Source organism: Solirubrobacter ginsenosidimutans, from assembly GCF_027587205.1.
On sequence record NZ_JAPDOD010000080.1, the window covers coordinates 1 to 17,208 of the forward strand.

Sequence of the window (17,208 nt, forward strand, 5' to 3'; positions counted from 1 at the left end):
CGGCGCGCTGCCTCGCTGGCGCGCGTCGGGGTTTGCCGCGCGGGCGGGGCGTGCGGCTCGCCGCTCACGGGTCCCGGAGCGTCGGCCGCAGCCAGCGGCTCGTTCCGCGCGACCGCGGCTCGGCGCGGGCGCGGGCGCAGGCCCCGCCGGCGGCGAGGGCCGAGGGCGAGGTTGATCATCTGCATCGCCAGCACCACGACGCCGAAGAGCGCGAGGATCCAGAGGCCCTTGATCAGCACGATCACGATGAACGCGATGCAGAGCAGACCGGCGGCGAAGCGCACGGTTTCGTGGCGGGTGCGGAACACGGGCGTCACGGACGAGCGTAGATCCGTTCAGGCAGAGCGTCCATCGATCCGGGGAATCAGCAAGCTCGGAGAACGAAGTCACCCTCGAACTCCCGATGCCCGGCATCGCCCGCCTCAGAGTGGCCTAGCGCCCCCGCAGGAACGTGGCCCGGAACGGGCGCAGCTCGCCGCTGCAGAGGCCCGCGACGATCACCGGGTCCTCGTCGAGGATGCGCTGCGCCGCGGCCTCGTCCGGCGCCTCGAAGACCACGATCCCCGTATTGACGGCACCGAGCGTCGGACCCGCGAGGATCAGCGGGCCTTCGTCCAACAGTCGTTCGAGGCGCGCCGCGTGGGCGCCGAAGACCGCCTGCTCGTCCGGCGTCATCGTCTCGGCGAAGTGCTCGCGCGGCGCGTGAAGGAACGCGATCCATTCGCTCATGTCGCGAGCCTATCCCGCGGCTCGCGCACCAGCAGGGCGGGAATGAAGGCGCAGGCGAGCAGGCCCGCGAGCACCGCCCAGACCGCGCGGTAGGTCCCTGCGACGTCCGCCACCAGGCCGAGGACCGGCGGCGTCAACGTGACGGCGGTGACGGTGAAGGTGATCGCGAACCCGGTCGTCGCGCCGACGCGGCCGGGCGGCGACAGCTCGGCGAGCATCGTGATCCACAGGCCCTGGAAGCCGACGAGCGACGAGCCGGCGAGCACGGCGACCGCGAGCAGGGCGCCTAGCGGCGCCGACCGCGGCACGGCGAACAGCAGCAGCGCGGAGACGAAGCCCGTGCTGGTCAAGACGAGCAGCATCGGCTTGCGGCGCGGGCGATCGCCGCGGTCGCTCAGCCAACCCCATCCGAGCCGCCCCGCGATCCCCGCCGCCTGCGCGGCGACCACCAGGACCGAGGCCGAGGCGAGCGAGCGACCGGTGGCATCGTGGATGTCGAGCGCGAGGAACGCCAGCAGCGCGTACTGGCCGACGACGACCAGGCTCCCCCACAGCGTCAGCAGGCGCACGTCGCGGTCGCCGCCCGGTGACGGCCCCGCGCCGGGCGTGGCCGATGAGGAATCCAGCTCCACCCGCAACAGCGGGAGCACGAACGCCACCGTCAGCACGCCCGCGAACACGAGCGCCCACCGCCAGCCCGCGGCGTGCGCGAGCGAGGGCAGCGTCGCGGTGGCGATCAGGCCGCCGAGCGGGATGCCGGTCTGCCGCGCGCCGAGCGCCAGGCCGTGCCGATGGGGCGGGAACGCGGCCAGCACCATCCGCCCACCCGCGGGCGTCGCCGCGGCGCTCGCCGCGCCCGCCAGGAAGAACAGCCCGCACAGCCCCACGACCGGTGCCGACGCCGCCAGCACCGTGAGCCCGCCGCCCACGATCCCGCCCGCCAGCAGCACCCGCCGCTCGCCGAACCGGTCCGCGGCGATCCCCGCGGCGTAGGACCCACCGATCCGCCCGAGCGGAAAGCACGCGACGATCAGCCCGGCGATCGCGGCGCTGACGCCGAGGTCGGTCTTGATGAACCCGTTCAGCGCCGGGATGCCCTGCTCGGTGATCGAGAAGCCGACCTGCGCGAGCACCGCCAACCCGAGGACGCCCCAGGTCTTCCGGCTTACTCGCATAGGACGACGCAGCCGCGCTCGACCAGCTCGCGCGGCGGCTCGAATACCTCGTTCCAGCGCAGGTCGAGCTTCTCCAGCCGAGGCAGCTCGGCGATCCACTCCGGCACGCTCGTCAAACCGTTCGCCCGTAGGTCGAGCAGCCGCAGCTCACGCATCCCGCGCACGGCCTCCGGCACAGACTTGAACCGGTTGCGGCGCAGGTGCAGCTCGCGCAAGGCAGGCAGGGGGGCGACGTCCGGGAACGCGTCCAGATCCAGGTCGAGCATCCGCAGCTCGATCAGGTTCGGCAGCGAACCGAGCTCGACGTCGCGCAGCGGGTTCTCAGAGATGTTCAGGTACGTCAGCGACGGCGGTAGCGCGGGCAGCGCCGTCAGCGCGTTCTCGTGCAGGTAGAGGATCTCGAGCTGGGTCAGCGCGCTCAGGTCCGGCACGGCCGTGAGGGCGTTGTGCCCGAGGTCGAGCGTCCGCAACCGCGTCAGCGCGCCGTAGAACTCCGGGACGCTCGAGATCCCGAGTTCACACGTGTAGAGCCGCTCCAGCTCGTAGTCGGGGGTCTCCAGGAGACCCCTCAGCCGTCGTACAACCCCTCCAGCGACAGGATCCGGCGCATGATCGCCACCGACGACGCGTAGGTCGAATCCACCCCGTAGTACGACAGCCCGCGCGCGCCGAGCGTGCGCGCCTGCGTGTACGGCGTGTCAGAGGCGTAGTGGATGATCCCGAGGTCGATCGGGAGTTTGGCGAAGTTGACGGCCTCGCCCTGCGGATAGCGGTCGGCGTCGGCGATCTCGTAGACCGCGTTGCAGAACGGCCCCGCCTCCATCTCGACCACCGTGTAGGCCTCGCGGTAGTAGAAGTCGAGGTAGTTGCGGTTCTGCAGGAAGGTCGATTTGACCGTCACCGCGCGCTGGTTGTCGAGCCCGCTTCCGAACACGAGATAGGGCGCGATGTCGTCGAAGCTGAACGCGTTGTCGAGCCAGTACGTGGACCCGGAATGCTCGTCGTGGATGACGCCGGAGATCAGGACGTCGCCCACGTCGGCGTTCAGCGTCGCCGCCTTGCCGAGCACGTAGACGCCGCGCAGCGTGTCGTTGGCGGTCGTGATCTCGCGCAGGATGTTGTAGGCGGCGAGCCCGAGCGGGTACTCGATGTTGACCACGACGCCGTCCGCGTGCGCGAGCTTCTCCGCGTCGATCGGACCGAGCCGGGAGTCCAGCACGGACGGGTCGAGCTTGGCGAGCTCCATCACCTGCGTGCTGACCCGCAACCCGGTGCGCGAGGAGAGGTGCGTGACGCCGAGCTCGCGCTCGTGCTTGCGCCGGCGCTCCCAGGCCGGGCCGTCCTCGGGCTGGGTCTCGTAGAAGAGCCGCGCGGCGTAGTAGAGGAAGTTCTCCCACGCCCCCTCGGTCCGCCCGCTACGGAAACGGTCGAGCTCGTCGACGAGGTAGTCAGGCCCGCGCGACTCGACGAAGTCGACGATCTCTCCCTCGCTCGCCCCCGCCTTCGTGGTCAGCAGGTTCACCAGCGAATGCAGGTTGGAGGAGACGAAGTACACGGGGCGGTCGGACAGTCCCTGATCGGTCAGCGTCGCGCGGATCGGCGCCCACCAGCGGCGGGTGAGGCGCGCGTAGCCCGATTGCGACCCGCTCAGCATCCGCAGCCGCAGGTTGAGCTTGCGGTTGCGGACCTCGTTGAAGAACGCGGCGAGCCCGTCCGGCCACGACTCCCGCACGCGCGTCCAGTCCTCTTCGCTGCCGCCGATCGCGTCGGCGGCGTCAAGCGGCTCCGGGTCCTCCGGCAGGTCCGCGGCGCGCAGCAGCACGTGCAGCTTGTTCCACTCGAGCTGGTAGGCCACCAGTGTCGGGATCGCGTCGTCGAGATCACTGGTCGAGGCGAGCAGCACCGCCAGCGTGCCGGTCCCGCTGTCGTACCAGCGTCGCCGGCGGGCGGGGGCCTCGACGGCCTTCCAGTCGTCGATCCGCCCCACGCCCGCGCGTGAGAACGCCTCGGCCTCCTGGCCGACGACGATCACGCTCGCCTGCCAGATCGCGGCCGGCAGGCGTCGCAACGCGTACAGGAACGCGCCGAGGTCGGGCGACTCCATGTCGTGCGCGAGCGCGTGGAGGCTGGAGTTCATCGCCGCGTGCGACGGCTCGAGCACGCGCAGCAGCGTCTCGCCCGACGACCGCAGGAGCGTCGTGTACGTCCGGTGGTAGAGCTCGACCTCGTCGGAGGCCTGGCGCAGGGTCGTACCCGAGTCGACGGGAGGAACGCGAAGGCGTGGAACTGCCATGGGTTGACGCTAGCGCACGATCGGCCAGCCGGCGCGGGTCCAGGCGGGCACGCCGCCGTCGACCACGTGGAAGACCTTGCGGGCGCCGTAGCGCTGGACCAGGCTCGCGCCGACCGCCGCGCGCTGGCCGGAGGCGCAGATCACCGCGACCGGCCGTGACGCGTCGATCCCGGCCGGCAGCGCGTGGATGTCGTGGTAGGGGGCGAACAGCGATTCTGGGATGTGTCCGGACTCCCACTCGTCGCGCTCGCGGACGTCGAGGATCTGCAGCTCGTTCGCGCGCTCGTGCAGCTCTCCGACGGTCAGGCGGGCGATCGACTCGGTCGGCAGGCGCTCCTCGCGCCAGCTCGTCATCCCGCCAGCGAGGTAGCCGGCGATGCGGCCGACGCCGACCGCCGCGGCCAGCTCGACCGCGCGCAGCGCGTCGTCGTCGTCGCGGCCGACGAGCACCACGGGCGTGTCCGGACCGGCGATCCACGCGAGCCGGGTCCCGAAGCCCGACTGCAGGACCGTGTTGGAGATGGCGCCGGGGATGTGGGCCTCGTCGTACTGCAGCGCGGTGCGGATGTCGATCACCGGCGCGTCGCTCTGCTCGACCTGACGGGGCGTGAGCGGCTCCGCGTCGAGCGGCCGGCGTTCCAAGCGGCCGCGGTTGATCGCCACGATCGACTTGAAGTTCGGCGGTTGCGGACGCAGCCCGGCGGTCGTGCGCGTGACGAAGTCCTCACGCTCGGCGACGCTCAGGAGCGCGTTGTGGCGCCGCTCGTACCCGATCGTCGACGACACCTTCAAGTCCATCGCCGGGCCGCCGCACAACGACCCGCCGAGGTGGCCGGGCCAGACCTCGACGTCGTCGCCGAGTTCGAGCAGCGTGCGCAGCGAGGCGAAGATCCCGCGCGCCCCATCCTGCTTCTCGACCGCGAGATCCGGCCGGGCGATGTCGCCCACGAAGAGCGAGTCGCCGGTCAGGACCGCCCACGGCTCGGGCCCGCGGGCGCTGTCGACGAGCACGAACGCCGTGTGCTCGGGCCGGTGCCCCGGCGTGTGCACCGCGCGGATGACGACGGAGCCCAGCGCGAGCTCCCACCCGTCCTCGAACGGCTCGTGCTCGTACTCGGCCTGCGCGAGCGCGTGGATGTGCAGGAGCGCGCCGGTCGCGGCGGCCAGGCGCCCATGGCCGGAGACGTGGTCGGCGTGGTTGTGGGTCTCGAGGATGTGCTCGATCGAGACGCCCAGATAGCGGGCGAGGCGCAGGTACTCGCCGATGTCCAGCCGCGGGTCCACGACCGCCGCGACCCCCGCGTCCTCGTCGCCCACCAGATAGGACGCGCAGCCCAGATCCTCGTGTGCGATCTGCCGGAAGATCACGACCGGAAATCTACAGTGCCCGACATCACATTGCGCGTGCAACCAGTTGCTAATCTCAGTGTCAATGACTGAGATTTTCAACACCCAACCCCAACCCTGCCAGGCCTGTGGCCTCCGGCCGGGCACGGTGCGGATGGTGTTCGCCGCGGGCGCTGACAAGCGCGCGGCGGTGCTGTGCGAGCAGTGCGCGGAAGAGGTCAAGAGCCGGTCCCCCAAGCGCGAGACCGCGCTCGAAGAGTTCGGCCGCGACCTGACGGCCGACGCCGCCAAGGGCCGGATCGATCCCGTGATCGGCCGCACCGAGGAGATCGAGCAGACCGTCGAGATCCTCGCGCGTCGCCGCAAGAACAACGCCGTGCTGATCGGCGAGGCGGGCGTGGGCAAGACCGCCATCGCCGAGGGTCTCGCACTCAAGATCCATCGCAACGAGGTGCCTGAGACGCTGGCCGAGACGCGGATCGTCGCGCTCGACCTGTCCGGCATGATCGCCGGCGCCCAGTTCCGCGGCCAGTTCGAGAAGCGCTTCAAGGAGGCGCTCGAGGAGGCCGTCGAATCCGAGGGCAAGATCGTCCTGTTCCTCGACGAGCTGCACACCGTGCTCGGCGCGGGCGCGCCCGAGGGCGCGATGGACGCCGCGAACATCCTCAAGCCGCTGCTCGCCCGCGGTGAGCTGCGCGTGATCGGCGCCACCACCCTGTCCGAGTACCGCAAGATCGAGCGCGACTCCGCGCTGGCCCGGCGCTTCTCGCCGGTGACCGTCGAGGAGCCGTCGGTGGACGACACCGTCGAGATCCTGCGCGGCCTGCGCGGCGCGTACGAGACGCACCACGGCGTCTTCATCGACGACAGCGCCCTGGTTGCCGCAGCCCGTCTGAGCGACCGCTACATCAGCGAGTACCACCTGCCCGACAAGGCGATCGACCTGGTCGACCAGGCCGCGGCGAGACTGCGCCTGAGCGGTGGGATCGACCTCCGGCCGGAGCTTGAGAAGGCGATCGCCGACGAGGACTACGAGCGCGCGGCCGGCCTGAAGAAGCAGATCGACGCGTCCGGCCCGCTGCAGGTCGGCGAGCCGCAGATCGCGGCGGTCGTGGCGACCCGCACCGGCATCCCGGTGGGTGAGCTGGTGGCCGGCGAGCTGCAGCGCCTGAACGAGCTGGAGGACGACCTGCACCAGCGGGTCATCGGCCAGGAGAACGCCGTCGAGATCGTCGCGGACACCATCCGCCGCGCCCGCGTGGGTCTCTCCGAGGGCGACCGGCCGCTCGGCTCCTTCCTGTTCCTCGGCCCCACCGGCGTCGGCAAGACCGAGCTGGTCAAGGCGCTCGCCGAGCGGCTGTTCGCGACCGAGAAGGCATTGGTCCGGATCGACATGTCCGAGTTCCGCGAGCCGCACACGGTCGCGCGGCTGATCGGCTCACCCCCCGGCTACGTCGGCTACGGCGAGGGCGGGCAGCTGACCGAGCCCGTGCGCCGCAGGCCGTACAGCGTGATCCTGCTCGACGAGATCGAGAAGGCGCACCCCGAGGTCTGGAACGTGCTGCTGCAGGTCATGGACGACGGGCGGCTGACCGACGGCGAGGGCCGCACGGTCGACTTCACCAACGCGGTGATCGTCATGACGTCCAACCTCGGCGCCGGCAAGGCCAAGCGGGGCATCGGCTTCACGGCGAGTGAGCCCGCGGCGGAGGCCGCGCGGATGGAGGACGCGGCCAAGCAGGCCTTCCTGCCCGAGTTCATCAACCGGATCGACGAGATCGTCACGTTCGAGTCGCTGACGCCGGCGCACGTCGAGCGGATCGCGGCCCAGATGGTCACCCGCGTGGGCGACCGCCTGTTCGCCGAGCGCAACGTCGCGCTGACCGTCGACCGCGAGCTGATCTCCCAGCTCGCCCGCGACGGCTTCGACGAGGCCTACGGCGCCCGCCCTCTCCAGCGCCACATCCGCCGCACTCTGGAGAAGGCGCTGACCAAGGCGATCCTGTCCGGCGACATCAACGACGGCGACCACGTCTACGCCAACGCCGACGGCTCCCTCACCGTCGACGTCCACGAGCACGCCCTCGCCGCCTAAACGCAACATAAGGGGCCAGACCCTTTAGGAAGCGGCCCGCTCTGCGGGCCGCTTTTCGCGCCTAAAGGGAACCTAAGGGGTCAGACCCCTTAGGTTGGCTTTAGGTTGCGAAGAGGGGTGAGCCGACCCAGTCGCCTGGGCGCGCGGCGCCGGGTGGGGCGTAGAAGTACCCGCCTCCGACCGGCGTGATGTAGTCGGTCATCGGCTCGCCCGCGAGCTTGCGCTGCAGGGTGGCGAACTGGCGCTCGATGTCCTGGTTGAAGGCGACGAAGATCAGGCCCTGGTCGAGCTGGCCGGCGGCGTCGAAGCCGCGGTGGTAGTTGAAGCCGCGGCGGACGATGCGGCCGTCGCCGGCGTCGTGGGCGAGTCGGATGTGGGCGTCCATCGCGATCCGTTCGCCCTTGGGGTCGTCCGCGAGCTTCGGGTCCTGGAACTCGGTCTTGCCGCCCAGCGGCGCGCCCGTGTCCCGCGCGCGGCCGATCATCGTCTCCTGCTCGCGCAGGCCCACGCGGTCCCAGAACTCGACGTGCATCCGGATCACCCGCACGACCTGGAACGTCCCGCCCTCGGGCGTCCACACGAGCTTGTTCATCAGCGCGTCGTCGCGGATGTCCGGGTTCGCGGTGCCGTCGCGGAAGCCGAACAGGTTCCGGCGCGAGCCACCGGCGCCCGGCGACCGGTCGGCGGACTGGAAGCCGTCGATCGTCCAGCGGAGCGCGAACGAGTCGCGCACCGGCCGCAGCAGCTCGCGCAGCGTGTGAACGACGGTGTCTCGCCGGTTGGCGCAGATCTGCAGCAGCACGTCGCCGTGGCAGCGCGCCGGGTCCAGGTCGTCGTCGGCGAACGCGGGCATCGTCGTCAACCCGTCGGGGCGCGCGAGCCCGTAGCGATCGTCGAACAGCGACGCGCCGAAGGAGATCGTGACCGTCAGCCGGTCGGGCGCGATCACGGTGCCGAGCGTGCCGGAGTCCGCCGGCGGGTCGTCGACCTCGCCGATGCGGGCAGTCGTGCCCTGCGAGAGGTCCCGCGCCCGCGCGCTCAAGGCCTCCAGCGCCGACGCGAGCTGGCCCCGGTTCAGCGCGATCGCGTCCAGCGACGCGAACGTCGCCTCGTTGGCCCCCGGCGTGACCACACCCGCCTGGTGCGGACCGTCGAACGGGATCTTGCCGTCCAGGTCCGGCGAAACCGCCGGCGTCGCAGCGAGCCCATCGCCGCCGGTGAGCCCGACTGCGCCGATCGCGGCCGCGGTCGAGGTGAGAAAGGAGCGGCGGGAGACGTTCATCGCAGCGCGGGGATCTTCGGCGGGAGGGTCGTTTCCAGTGCGCCCGGCACGTTGGCCAGCGCTTCCAGCGCGGCGCCGAGCTGACCCAGCAAGCGCTGATGCTCGCTGTCGCGCAGCGCGGCCGGAGCCGGCCAGGCGCCGTGCGCGTGACGGATCTCGCGCAACGTGGCCTCGAGCTGCGTCAGCCGCGTGTCGACCGTCTGCAGCGCGTCCCCGCGCCCGGCGAGGAGGTCGTGCAGCGTCCCGATGACGGTGCGCGTGGCGGCGACGCCGTCGGCCGTCGCCCGCACGCCCGCCGGATCGGCCATCCGGTCGCGCTGGACGTCCTCGAGGATCTCGTGGGCGCGGATCGCGTAGTCGACCGGAGCGAGCTCGGCCTTGCGCACCGCAGCGGGGAGCTTGCGGGCGCCGGCGGCCAGCGAACGCGCGGCGGACCGGTTGAGCGGGTCGCGCTCGAGCCTGGCGAGCGCGGAGGTGAGCGACGAGTCGAGGTCGCCGAGCGCGCCGTACGCCGCGCCCATCAGCAGCCAATGGTCGAACGCCGAGCCCCACGCCGCCCGGGCGCCGGCGCGCCTCGTCGCCGCGGCGCCACCGCGCTGCGCCCGCTGCAGCGCCGTCGCCGCGCGCCTCAGCGCCCGCGCCTCGCCCACCGCGTACACGCGGTAGCGGGCGATCGGGCCGTTGAACGCGGACTCGGGGAGCGGGACGAGATCCGGGCGCTTGCCGTCCTCGATCGCCGCGTCCGCCGCCTGCTGCGCGGTCATGCTCGTCCCCGCCACGTTCGCCCCCGCCCCCCTGCTTGTCGCGCCGGGGGCGATCGCCACGTGCGACGCGGCGGAGGCCGTTGGCTCCGGATCGCGGTTGATGAGGACGAGCGCCGCGGTGGCCACGGCGGCGGCCACGACGACGCCGACGAGCAGGCGCGGAACGGTCATCCGGACCGACAGTAGGTGGCCCGAATACGGCACCTGTGAACGCCGCGTTATCGCCCATGAGAGCAAAAGGGCCTGCTCTCATGCGGGTATCAGGGTAACGGCGCAGTCACACGATAAGTGGGTGTGAAGGCATTGGATGGCCGAATGCGAACACGTCCGATCTTCGCCGGCGGCCTCGTCGCTGCGGCAGCCGCGGTCGCGGTGGGACTGGCAGCAGCCCACGCTGACCCGTTGCCGCTGGCCCCCGCCAGCACCCCGATCAAACACCTCGTCGTGATCTTCGACGAGAACGAATCCTTCGACCACTACTTCGGCACCTACCCGAACGCGACCAACCCGGCCGGGCAGCCGCGGTTCACCGCAAAGGACGGCACGCCGTCGGTGAACGGGCTCGACCCGACCCTGCTGACCAACAACCCGAACTCGTTCCCGCCGCAGCGCCTGGATCGTTCCGAGGCGGTGACCTGCTCGCAGAACCACGGCTACGGCGCCGAGCAGAACGCCTTCGACGGCGGCCTCATGGACAAGTTCCCGGAGTTCACCGCCGGTGGCTCGTGCGGCCCGCGCGGCAAGTCCATCGTCATGGACTACTACGACGGCAACACCGTCACCGGGCTCTGGAACCTCGCGCAGAACTTCGCGATGAGCGACAACTCGTTCGGCACGAACTTCGGCCCGTCGACGGTCGGCGCGGTCAACCTGATCAGCGGTCAGACGCACGGCACCGACGTGCCGACCTCAAGCGGCGTCGAGAACAACACGATCATCGGCGATCCGCAGCCGAAGCTCGACGATTGCGCCAACCCGGGCGGCGTGCAGCTCTCCGGCAAGAACGTCGGCGACCTGATGAACACCCACAACGTGAGCTGGGGCTGGTTCCAGGGCGGCTTCAAGCCGACGTCGGTCGACGCCACGGGCAAGGCGACCTGCAACTCGTCGCACCCGAACGTCGCCAACGCGACGATCCGCGACTACGTCCAGCACCACGAGCCGTTCCAGTACTACGCCTCCACGGCGAACATCCACCACCTGCCGCCCACCTCGACGGCGATGATCGGCTCGTCCGACCAGGCCAACCACCAGTACGACCTGAGCGACTTCGACGCAGCGCTCTCGTCCGGCCACCTGCCGTCGGTCTCGTTCCTGAAGGCGGCGGCGTTCGAGGACGGCCACCCGTCGAACTCCGACCCGCTCGACGAGCAGCACTTCGTCGCCCGCACGCTGAACGCGCTCGAGCAGTCGCCCGAGTGGGCGAGCACCGCCGTCGTCATCGCGTATGACGACTCCGACGGTTGGTACGACCACGTCATGTCGCCGATCACCAGCCCGTCGGCCGCGACCTCCGACGCGCTCAACGGCGCCGGCAAGTGCGGCAACGTCCCGGCCGGCTCGACCGCCTACCCGGACCGCTGCGGCTACGGCCCGCGCCAGCCGCTCCTCGTGGTCTCGCCCTACGCCAAGACCAACTACGTCGACCACGCGCTGACCGACCAGACGTCGGTCCTGAAGTTCATCGAGGACAACTGGCAGCTCGGCCGCGTCGGCGACCAGTCCTTCGACGCCCGCGCCGGCTCGATCGGCAACATGTTCGACTTCAATCCCGAGGCCAAGCGCGCGCCGAAGGTCTTCCTCGATCCGGAGACCGGCCTCGTCGTCAAGACCCCGCCGAACGGCTCGCCGTCCGGCAACCCGAGCGCGACGCCGACGGCGACGCCCACGTCGACCTCGACCACGGTCACCACGACCGTGGGCGGCACCGTCGACTCCGACTACGACCCGCCGGCCGACGCCAAGGACGACCCGGCCGCGGCCGCGTACACCGTCGGAGGCACGACGACCTCGGGCGCGCCGGCCAAGCTGAAGCTCAAGTGCACCACGAGCGGCTCCGGCAAGAAGTTCACGGTCAACTGCACCGCGACCGGCACCGACGCCAAGGCCAAGGGCATCGCCGTGCGCTTCCGCATCGCCAAGGGCGCGTCGATCCTCGCCACGACCCGCACGACGCTCTCGCGCGGCCGCGCGAAGGCGACCCTGAAGGCCAAGAAGGCGCTGAAGGGCAAGTACACGCTCCGCATCGCGGTCACGAGCAAGACGGGCGTGACCGGCATCGCCCAGAGCATTCGTCTCTAAGCCGTCACCTGCCAGTGTCGCGCGGCCTCGCCGCGCGACACTGGGCGGCATGGACACGTTCCCGCTCCCCGGGTCGGCGCCCGCCACGGTCGTCGCCCCCGCGCCCGGCAACGGCCCGCAGTACTGGACCGGCGCGCCCTCCGCGGTGTTCGACGAGGACGGTTCGATCGTTCTCGGCTACCGCGTCCGCAACGGCCCGGACACGATCGACGAGACGGTCGTCGCGCGGTCGGTCGACGGCGAGCGCTACGAGACCGTCTTCTCGCTCGGCCAGGACCACTTCGGCGCCCAGTGGACGGAGCGGCCGGCGCTCGTCCGGCATGACGGCGAGTGGCGGATGTACGTCAGCCTCGCCACGCCGGGCACGAAGCACTGGTGGATCGGCGTCGTCTCCGCCGGCACGCTCGAGGGCCTCGCGACCGCCGAGGTACGAACCGCCTTCGCGGGTGACCTCCACACCGCGGTGAAAGACCCGATCGTCCGCGTCCACGAGGGCGTCTGGCAGGCGTGGATCTGCTGCCACCTCCTCGATCTCCCGGGCGAGGAGGACCGGATGAACAGCGCCTACGCGACCTCCGCCGACGGCCTGTCCTGGGACTGGCACGGCACCGTGCTCGAGGGCCGGCCGGGCGAGTGGGACTCGCGCGGCGCGCGGCTGTGCACGATCCTCCCGGACGGCCGTGCCGCCTACGACGGCCGCGCCAGCGCAGAGGAGAACTGGTTCGAGCGCACCGGCATCGCGCTGCCGGACGGCGGCCACTTCGTCTCCACCGGCGAGCCGGTGGCCGACGTGCGTTACCTCGAAGCGTTGCCGCTTCCGGACGGCGGCGGGTTCCGCATCTTCTACGAAGCGCGCCTGGACGACGAGACACACGAGTTGCGGACCGAGTTGTGCGCGTCCTGATCGCCAGCACCGGCGGGCACGGGCACTTCGGCCCGCTCCTTCCCTTTGCCGACGCACTCGCCGACCGGGGCGACGACGTGCTGCTGGCGGTGCCGCCGGAGCTCGAGGCGACCGTGGCCGCGGGGCGGCACGCGTACCGGCTCGGGGCGGCGGCGCCGCGGGAGATCTGGGCGCGGGTCTCGGAGCTGTCGCTCCAGGAGCAGTCGATCCTCGGCAACCGCGAGTGGTTCGGGCGCTTGTGCGTCGAGGCGATGCTCCCGACCGTCGAAGCGCTGTGCGACGACTTCGCGCCCGACCTGGTCCTGCACGAGGCAGCGGAGTACGCCTCGGCGATCGCGGCGCACCGCCGCGGGATCGAGCACATCCAGGTCGCGGTGTCGCAGGCGGAGGTCGAGTGGGGCTCGCTCGACATCGCGGCGCCGGTCCTCCCGGCCGACGTGGTCGCCGCGCTGCGCGCCTCGCCCTACGCGTCCCACTTCCCCGCCTCGCTCGACCCGTCGCCGTACCCGCACACGCACCGCTACAACGATGCGCCGGCCGTCGCGAGCTCGCGCGAGCTCGTCTACGTGACGTTCGGGACGACGGCCGCCGGGCTCGGCTACGAACCGTACCGGGCGGCGCTGGACGCGGTCGCCGGGCTCGACGTCGAGGTCCTGATGACGACCGGCGCCGACCTCGACCTCGGCGACGTGCCGGCGAACGTCCGGGTCGAGCGGTGGGTGCCGCAGCCGGAGGCGCTCGCACGCGCCTCCCTCGTCGTGTGCCACGGCGGCTCCGGCACGGTCCTCGGCGCGCTCGCCGCCGCGATCCCGCTGATCGTCATGCCGATGTTCGACGACCAGTTCGCCAACGCCCGCGCGCTCGAAGCCGTCGGCGCAGCGGTCGTCGCCGAGCCGGCGACGCTGCGCGCCGCGATCCTCGCTCCGCCGCCGCCCGCGCACGACCTCGCACGCGAGTTGCGTGCCGCGCCGCCGCCGCTCACAGCGCTGCGTCGAGCTCGCTGAGCAGCGCGCGCAGCCGCGCGAGCTTCGCCTCCCCGAGGCGTTCGCGCAGCCGCGCCTCGGTCTCGGCCGCGAACTCGCGAACGACGGCGAAGACCTCGGTCCCGCGCGGCGTCACCCGCACGAGCTTCGCGCGGCCGTCGGCCGGGTCCGGGACCCGCTCGACGTAGCCGTGCGTCTCGAGGTGCTCGACGAGCTGGGCCATCGACTGCTTGGTCATGCCGGCCCGCTGGGCGAGGACGCTGACGCGCGTGCCGGCGTCGTCGAGGTACTGGAAGACGTTGCCGTGCGCATAGCGCACCTCGGGGTGACCGCGATCTGCGAGCCGCCCGATCGCCTGCTCGTTCATGGCGCGGAACGGCTCGCGCAGCAGGATCGCGAGGTTCTCGGGCGCATCGCGGGCGGTGGTCGAGGGCAGGCGCGGCATTGACTTGGACAGGATACCTGCCTAGTCTGATTTAGACAGTCATCCTGTCCAAAACGGAGCATCCATGGAACGCCTGAAGATCGGAAGCGACGAGATCACCCTCCACGTCAGCAGCGGGACGCTGCTCGCCGCCGAGGTCACGATCCCCGCGGGCGGCGGCCCGCCCGCGATGCACCGCCACCCCTCGGAGGAGCTCTACCGCGTGGAGGCCGGCGAGCTCGCGATCTACGTCGAGGACGAGCGGATCGTCGCCGGCCCCGGGTCCGTCACCCACATCCCGGGCGGCGCGACGCACAACGTGCGCAACGAATCCGCCGCGGACGCGCGCGCCTACGTGATCTTCTCGCCCGGCACCGAGATGGAGACATTCTTCAGGGCGGTCGCCGAGAACCCCACCGACGTCGTCGCGCTGGCCGAGGCGAACGGGATCGAGTTCGCCGGCATCGGCCGGCTGATCAAGTAGCCCTGGAGCTGGTCGCAGCCGAGCTCGAGCAGCAGTTGGGCCGCCGCCTCGTCCTCGACCCCCTCGGCCACGACGGTCAGGTCGAGGTTGTGGCCCAGGTCGATCATCGCTCGGACGATGGCGAGGTCGGCGGTCTCGGACGTCATCGTCTGCACGAAGCTCTTGTCGATCTTGAGCTCGTCGACGCGCAGCGCTCGCAGGTGCGAGAGCGACGAGAAGCCGGTGCCGAAGTCGTCGACCGCGATCTGCACGCCGAGCGCCGCCACGCGGTTGAGCGTCTGCTGCACGACGCCGCCGGTGTCGAGCATGTGCGACTCCGTGATCTCCAGCGTCAAGCGATGCGGATCGACACCTGAGGCGCGCAGCGCGTCGGCGCAGCGCTGCGGGAGCGAGGGCGAGCGGACGTCGTGGGCCGTGAGGTTGATCGAGATGCCGATGTCGGCCGGAAGGTCCGCCAGCGCGTCGATCGCCTGACCCAGCGCGACGTCCACCAGCTCGTCCGAGAAGCCCGCGAGCGCCACCAGCTGCAGGAACGCCTCGGGTACCAGCAGGCCGTCCTCCGGGTGATTCCAGCGCACCAGCGCTTCCAGGCCGCACCATGCGCGCGTGCGGGCGTCGACCTTGGGCTGGAAGTACATCTCGAACTCGCCCTCGGCGAACGCGCGGGTGAGGTCGCCCGTGAGCTCGAGGCGGCGCGTGCTCGCCTCGAGGTCGTCCGTGTAGCGCAGGCTCGGCATCCCGCCCCGCTTGGCCGTGTACATCGCCAGGTCGGCGCAGCGCAGGAGCTCGTCCGCCGTCCCGGCATCCATGGGAGCGAGCGCGATCCCGACGCTGGCACTGGAAGCGATCGCGACGCCGTGCAGCGCGACCGGCTCGCGGCAGCGCGCGACGACCGCCGCGACGACCGCGTCGATCCGCGATTCGTCGGCGCCGACGAGCAGGATCGCGAACTCGTCGCCGCCCAGCCGCGCGATCGTGTCGCGCGGTTCGGCCAGCCGGCTGAGGCGCTCGCCCACGGCCGTCAGGTAGTGGTCCCCGGCGGCGTGGCCGAGGGCGTCGTTGACGCCCTTGAAGTCGTTGAGGTCGATGACGAACAGGGCGACGTCCTCGCCCCGCTCGAGCGCCCGCACGGTCGCGGCCGCGAGCTGCGTGCGGTTCGCGAGGCCGGTCAGGTCGTCGTGGGTGGCCTGGTGGCGGACGAGCGCCAGCATCCGCTCGCGCTCGGTGACGTCGGTGAGCAGGAGGGCGATCGCACCACCGGGAAGCTCGAACGTCTCGAGCTCGACGGTGCGCAGGACCCCGGTGGCGTCGAGCAGGTCCCACGGCGTCTCGCGCGCGTCCAGGCCTGGGACGACGTCCGCGAGCGGCCGGCCGATCGCCTCGCTCCCGAGGCCCCAGCCGATCGGGTCGGCCACCTGCACGACCAGCCCCGCCTCGACGACGATGGTCATCGCCGCCATGCGCTGGACGATCTGCTCGTAGCGGCGGACGTCGAGCGCGGCGCGGCGGGACTCGGTGACGTCGAGCGACACGCCGCGCGTGGCCGCGCCCGGGCCTTCGCCGGTGCGCGTCGTCCGGTCGCGCAGCCAGACGACACTGCCGTCCGGCTTCCGGTAGCGGTACTCGAACTCGCGGTCGTCGGACAGCGTGGCCTGAAAGCCGGCGAGATAGGCGTCGCGGTCGTCCTCGTGGACGTCGGCGGCGATCCCGCGCTCGCGCAGCTCGGTCACGGTGCGCCCGAGCAGGGCGTGTGTGCGGCCGACGATCGAGCGCGTGTGCTCGCCGGTGGCGTCGGCCTCCCAGATCAGCATCGGCAATGACTCGACCGCGGCGCCGATGCGCAGGCTCGAGCGCTGGCGGGCGGCGTTCTTGCGCGTCGACCCGGCCAGCAGGACCGGCAGGAAGAGCCCGGCCACGACCAGCATCTGCAGCTCGGCCGGCCGCGGTTGCAGCACGGCCGCGACCGCCATCGAGGCGACCGAGGCGATGCCCAGGATCCGCATCCACGCGGGGTCCAGGAACGCGACCGCGCCGCACACGGTGAGCATCTGGAACAGCAGGCACGCCTGCCAGATCGAGGGCTCGAGCACCGCGCACGTCGTGCCGGACACGACCGCCAGCAGGTCGAGCCACCCGGTCGGGTTGGGCACACCGGAGATGCGGCGGATCGCGAAGTGCGCGGGTCCGACGACGGCGGCCAGGAAGACCGCGACGAGCCACCCGTGCGGCCCGACCGAAGGGACCAGCAACGCCCCGGCGGCAAGTCCGTAGACGATGGCGAGGCGAGCGCGAAACTGCGCTCGATCGAACCGCGCCGTGGCCACGGAGACGACGCGGGTCATTGTTGGCCCTATCGACACCTCTCTGAAAGAGTTGAACGAGTTGGCACGTTGCCGCTCTGCGGTACCGAGGTAAGGTCCTCGCGGG

General features: G+C 71.5%; 13 protein-coding genes and 2 pseudogenes. 5 read left to right on the forward strand and 10 right to left on the reverse strand.

What is annotated here, in order from left to right; all coding sequences use genetic code 11:
• The 6 genes and pseudogenes from OM076_RS41780 to OM076_RS41805 form a co-directional block, all read right to left on the reverse strand.
• Positions 1–317 (reverse strand): annotated as a pseudogene (locus OM076_RS41780) (hypothetical protein); the annotation flags it as partial.
• 115 nt (positions 318–432) lie between these two features.
• A complete protein-coding gene (locus tag OM076_RS41785) occupies positions 433–729 on the reverse strand; it encodes a YciI family protein (RefSeq protein ID WP_270046149.1) in 297 nt (98 codons plus the stop codon).
• Positions 726–1,904, reverse strand: coding sequence for an MFS transporter (locus tag OM076_RS41790; protein WP_270046150.1), 1,179 nt, complete (start codon positions 1,902–1,904; stop codon positions 726–728). The genes OM076_RS41785 and OM076_RS41790 overlap by 4 nt, the downstream gene beginning before the upstream one ends.
• The gene (locus OM076_RS41795; protein WP_270046151.1) at positions 1,895–2,374 is read right to left on the reverse strand and encodes a leucine-rich repeat domain-containing protein; all 480 of its coding nucleotides are present in this window, start codon (positions 2,372–2,374) and stop codon (positions 1,895–1,897) included. Before OM076_RS41795 ends, OM076_RS41790 begins: the two co-directional genes overlap by 10 nt.
• 98 nt (positions 2,375–2,472) lie before the next feature.
• A complete protein-coding gene (locus OM076_RS41800; protein ID WP_270046152.1) occupies positions 2,473–4,197 on the reverse strand; it encodes a DUF6909 family protein in 1,725 nt (574 codons plus the stop codon).
• A 9-nt stretch (positions 4,198–4,206) separates the two neighbouring features.
• On the reverse strand, positions 4,207–5,565 hold the full coding sequence (locus tag OM076_RS41805; protein ID WP_270046153.1) for an MBL fold metallo-hydrolase: 1,359 nt from the start codon (positions 5,563–5,565) through the stop codon (positions 4,207–4,209).
• A gap of 64 nt (positions 5,566–5,629) precedes the next feature.
• Between OM076_RS41805 and OM076_RS41810 the strand changes: the two genes are divergently transcribed.
• Complete coding sequence (locus tag OM076_RS41810) at positions 5,630–7,639, forward strand: ATP-dependent Clp protease ATP-binding subunit (RefSeq protein WP_270046154.1); 2,010 nt, start codon at positions 5,630–5,632, stop codon at positions 7,637–7,639.
• 100 nt (positions 7,640–7,739) lie between these two features.
• Here the strand turns inward: OM076_RS41810 and OM076_RS41815 are convergent, their stop codons facing one another.
• Together OM076_RS41815 and OM076_RS41820 are read right to left on the reverse strand one after the other, a co-directional pair.
• The gene (locus OM076_RS41815) at positions 7,740–8,921 is read right to left on the reverse strand and encodes a Dyp-type peroxidase (RefSeq protein ID WP_270046155.1); all 1,182 of its coding nucleotides are present in this window, start codon (positions 8,919–8,921) and stop codon (positions 7,740–7,742) included.
• Positions 8,918–9,856: a hypothetical protein gene (locus tag OM076_RS41820; protein WP_270046156.1), complete on the reverse strand. Its 939-nt coding sequence runs from the start codon at positions 9,854–9,856 to the stop codon at positions 8,918–8,920. The genes OM076_RS41815 and OM076_RS41820 overlap by 4 nt, the downstream gene beginning before the upstream one ends.
• 144 nt (positions 9,857–10,000) lie before the next feature.
• On the opposite strand from OM076_RS41820, the gene OM076_RS41825 reads away from it, so the two are divergent.
• The 3 genes from OM076_RS41825 to OM076_RS41835 are packed head-to-tail and all read left to right on the forward strand — an operon-like array spanning position 10,001 to position 13,894.
• Entirely contained in the window at positions 10,001–11,986 is a 1,986-nt protein-coding gene (locus tag OM076_RS41825; RefSeq protein ID WP_270046157.1) for a phospholipase C, read from the forward strand.
• 49 nt (positions 11,987–12,035) lie between these two features.
• A complete protein-coding gene (locus OM076_RS41830; protein WP_270046158.1) occupies positions 12,036–12,890 on the forward strand; it encodes a glycoside hydrolase family protein in 855 nt (284 codons plus the stop codon).
• Positions 12,878–13,894 carry a glycosyltransferase gene (locus OM076_RS41835; protein WP_270046159.1) on the forward strand — a complete coding sequence of 339 codons (1,017 nt, stop codon included), beginning with the start codon at positions 12,878–12,880 and terminating at the stop codon, positions 13,892–13,894. The genes OM076_RS41830 and OM076_RS41835 overlap by 13 nt, the downstream gene beginning before the upstream one ends.
• Here the strand turns inward: OM076_RS41835 and OM076_RS41840 are convergent.
• Complete coding sequence (locus tag OM076_RS41840) at positions 13,869–14,318, reverse strand: MarR family winged helix-turn-helix transcriptional regulator (RefSeq protein WP_270046160.1); 450 nt, start codon at positions 14,316–14,318, stop codon at positions 13,869–13,871. The genes OM076_RS41835 and OM076_RS41840 overlap by 26 nt on opposite strands.
• A 64-nt stretch (positions 14,319–14,382) precedes the next feature.
• Here OM076_RS41840 and OM076_RS46595 point away from each other — a divergent pair, with 64 nt between their 5' ends.
• Positions 14,383–14,781, forward strand: a complete 399-nt coding sequence (locus OM076_RS46595) for a cupin domain-containing protein (protein ID WP_308214371.1) — start codon at positions 14,383–14,385, stop codon at positions 14,779–14,781.
• Between the two features lie 41 nt (positions 14,782–14,822).
• Here the strand turns inward: OM076_RS46595 and OM076_RS41850 are convergent.
• Positions 14,823–17,123 (reverse strand): annotated as a pseudogene (locus tag OM076_RS41850) (putative bifunctional diguanylate cyclase/phosphodiesterase); the annotation flags it as partial.
• Between the last annotated feature and the right edge of the window lie 85 nt (positions 17,124–17,208).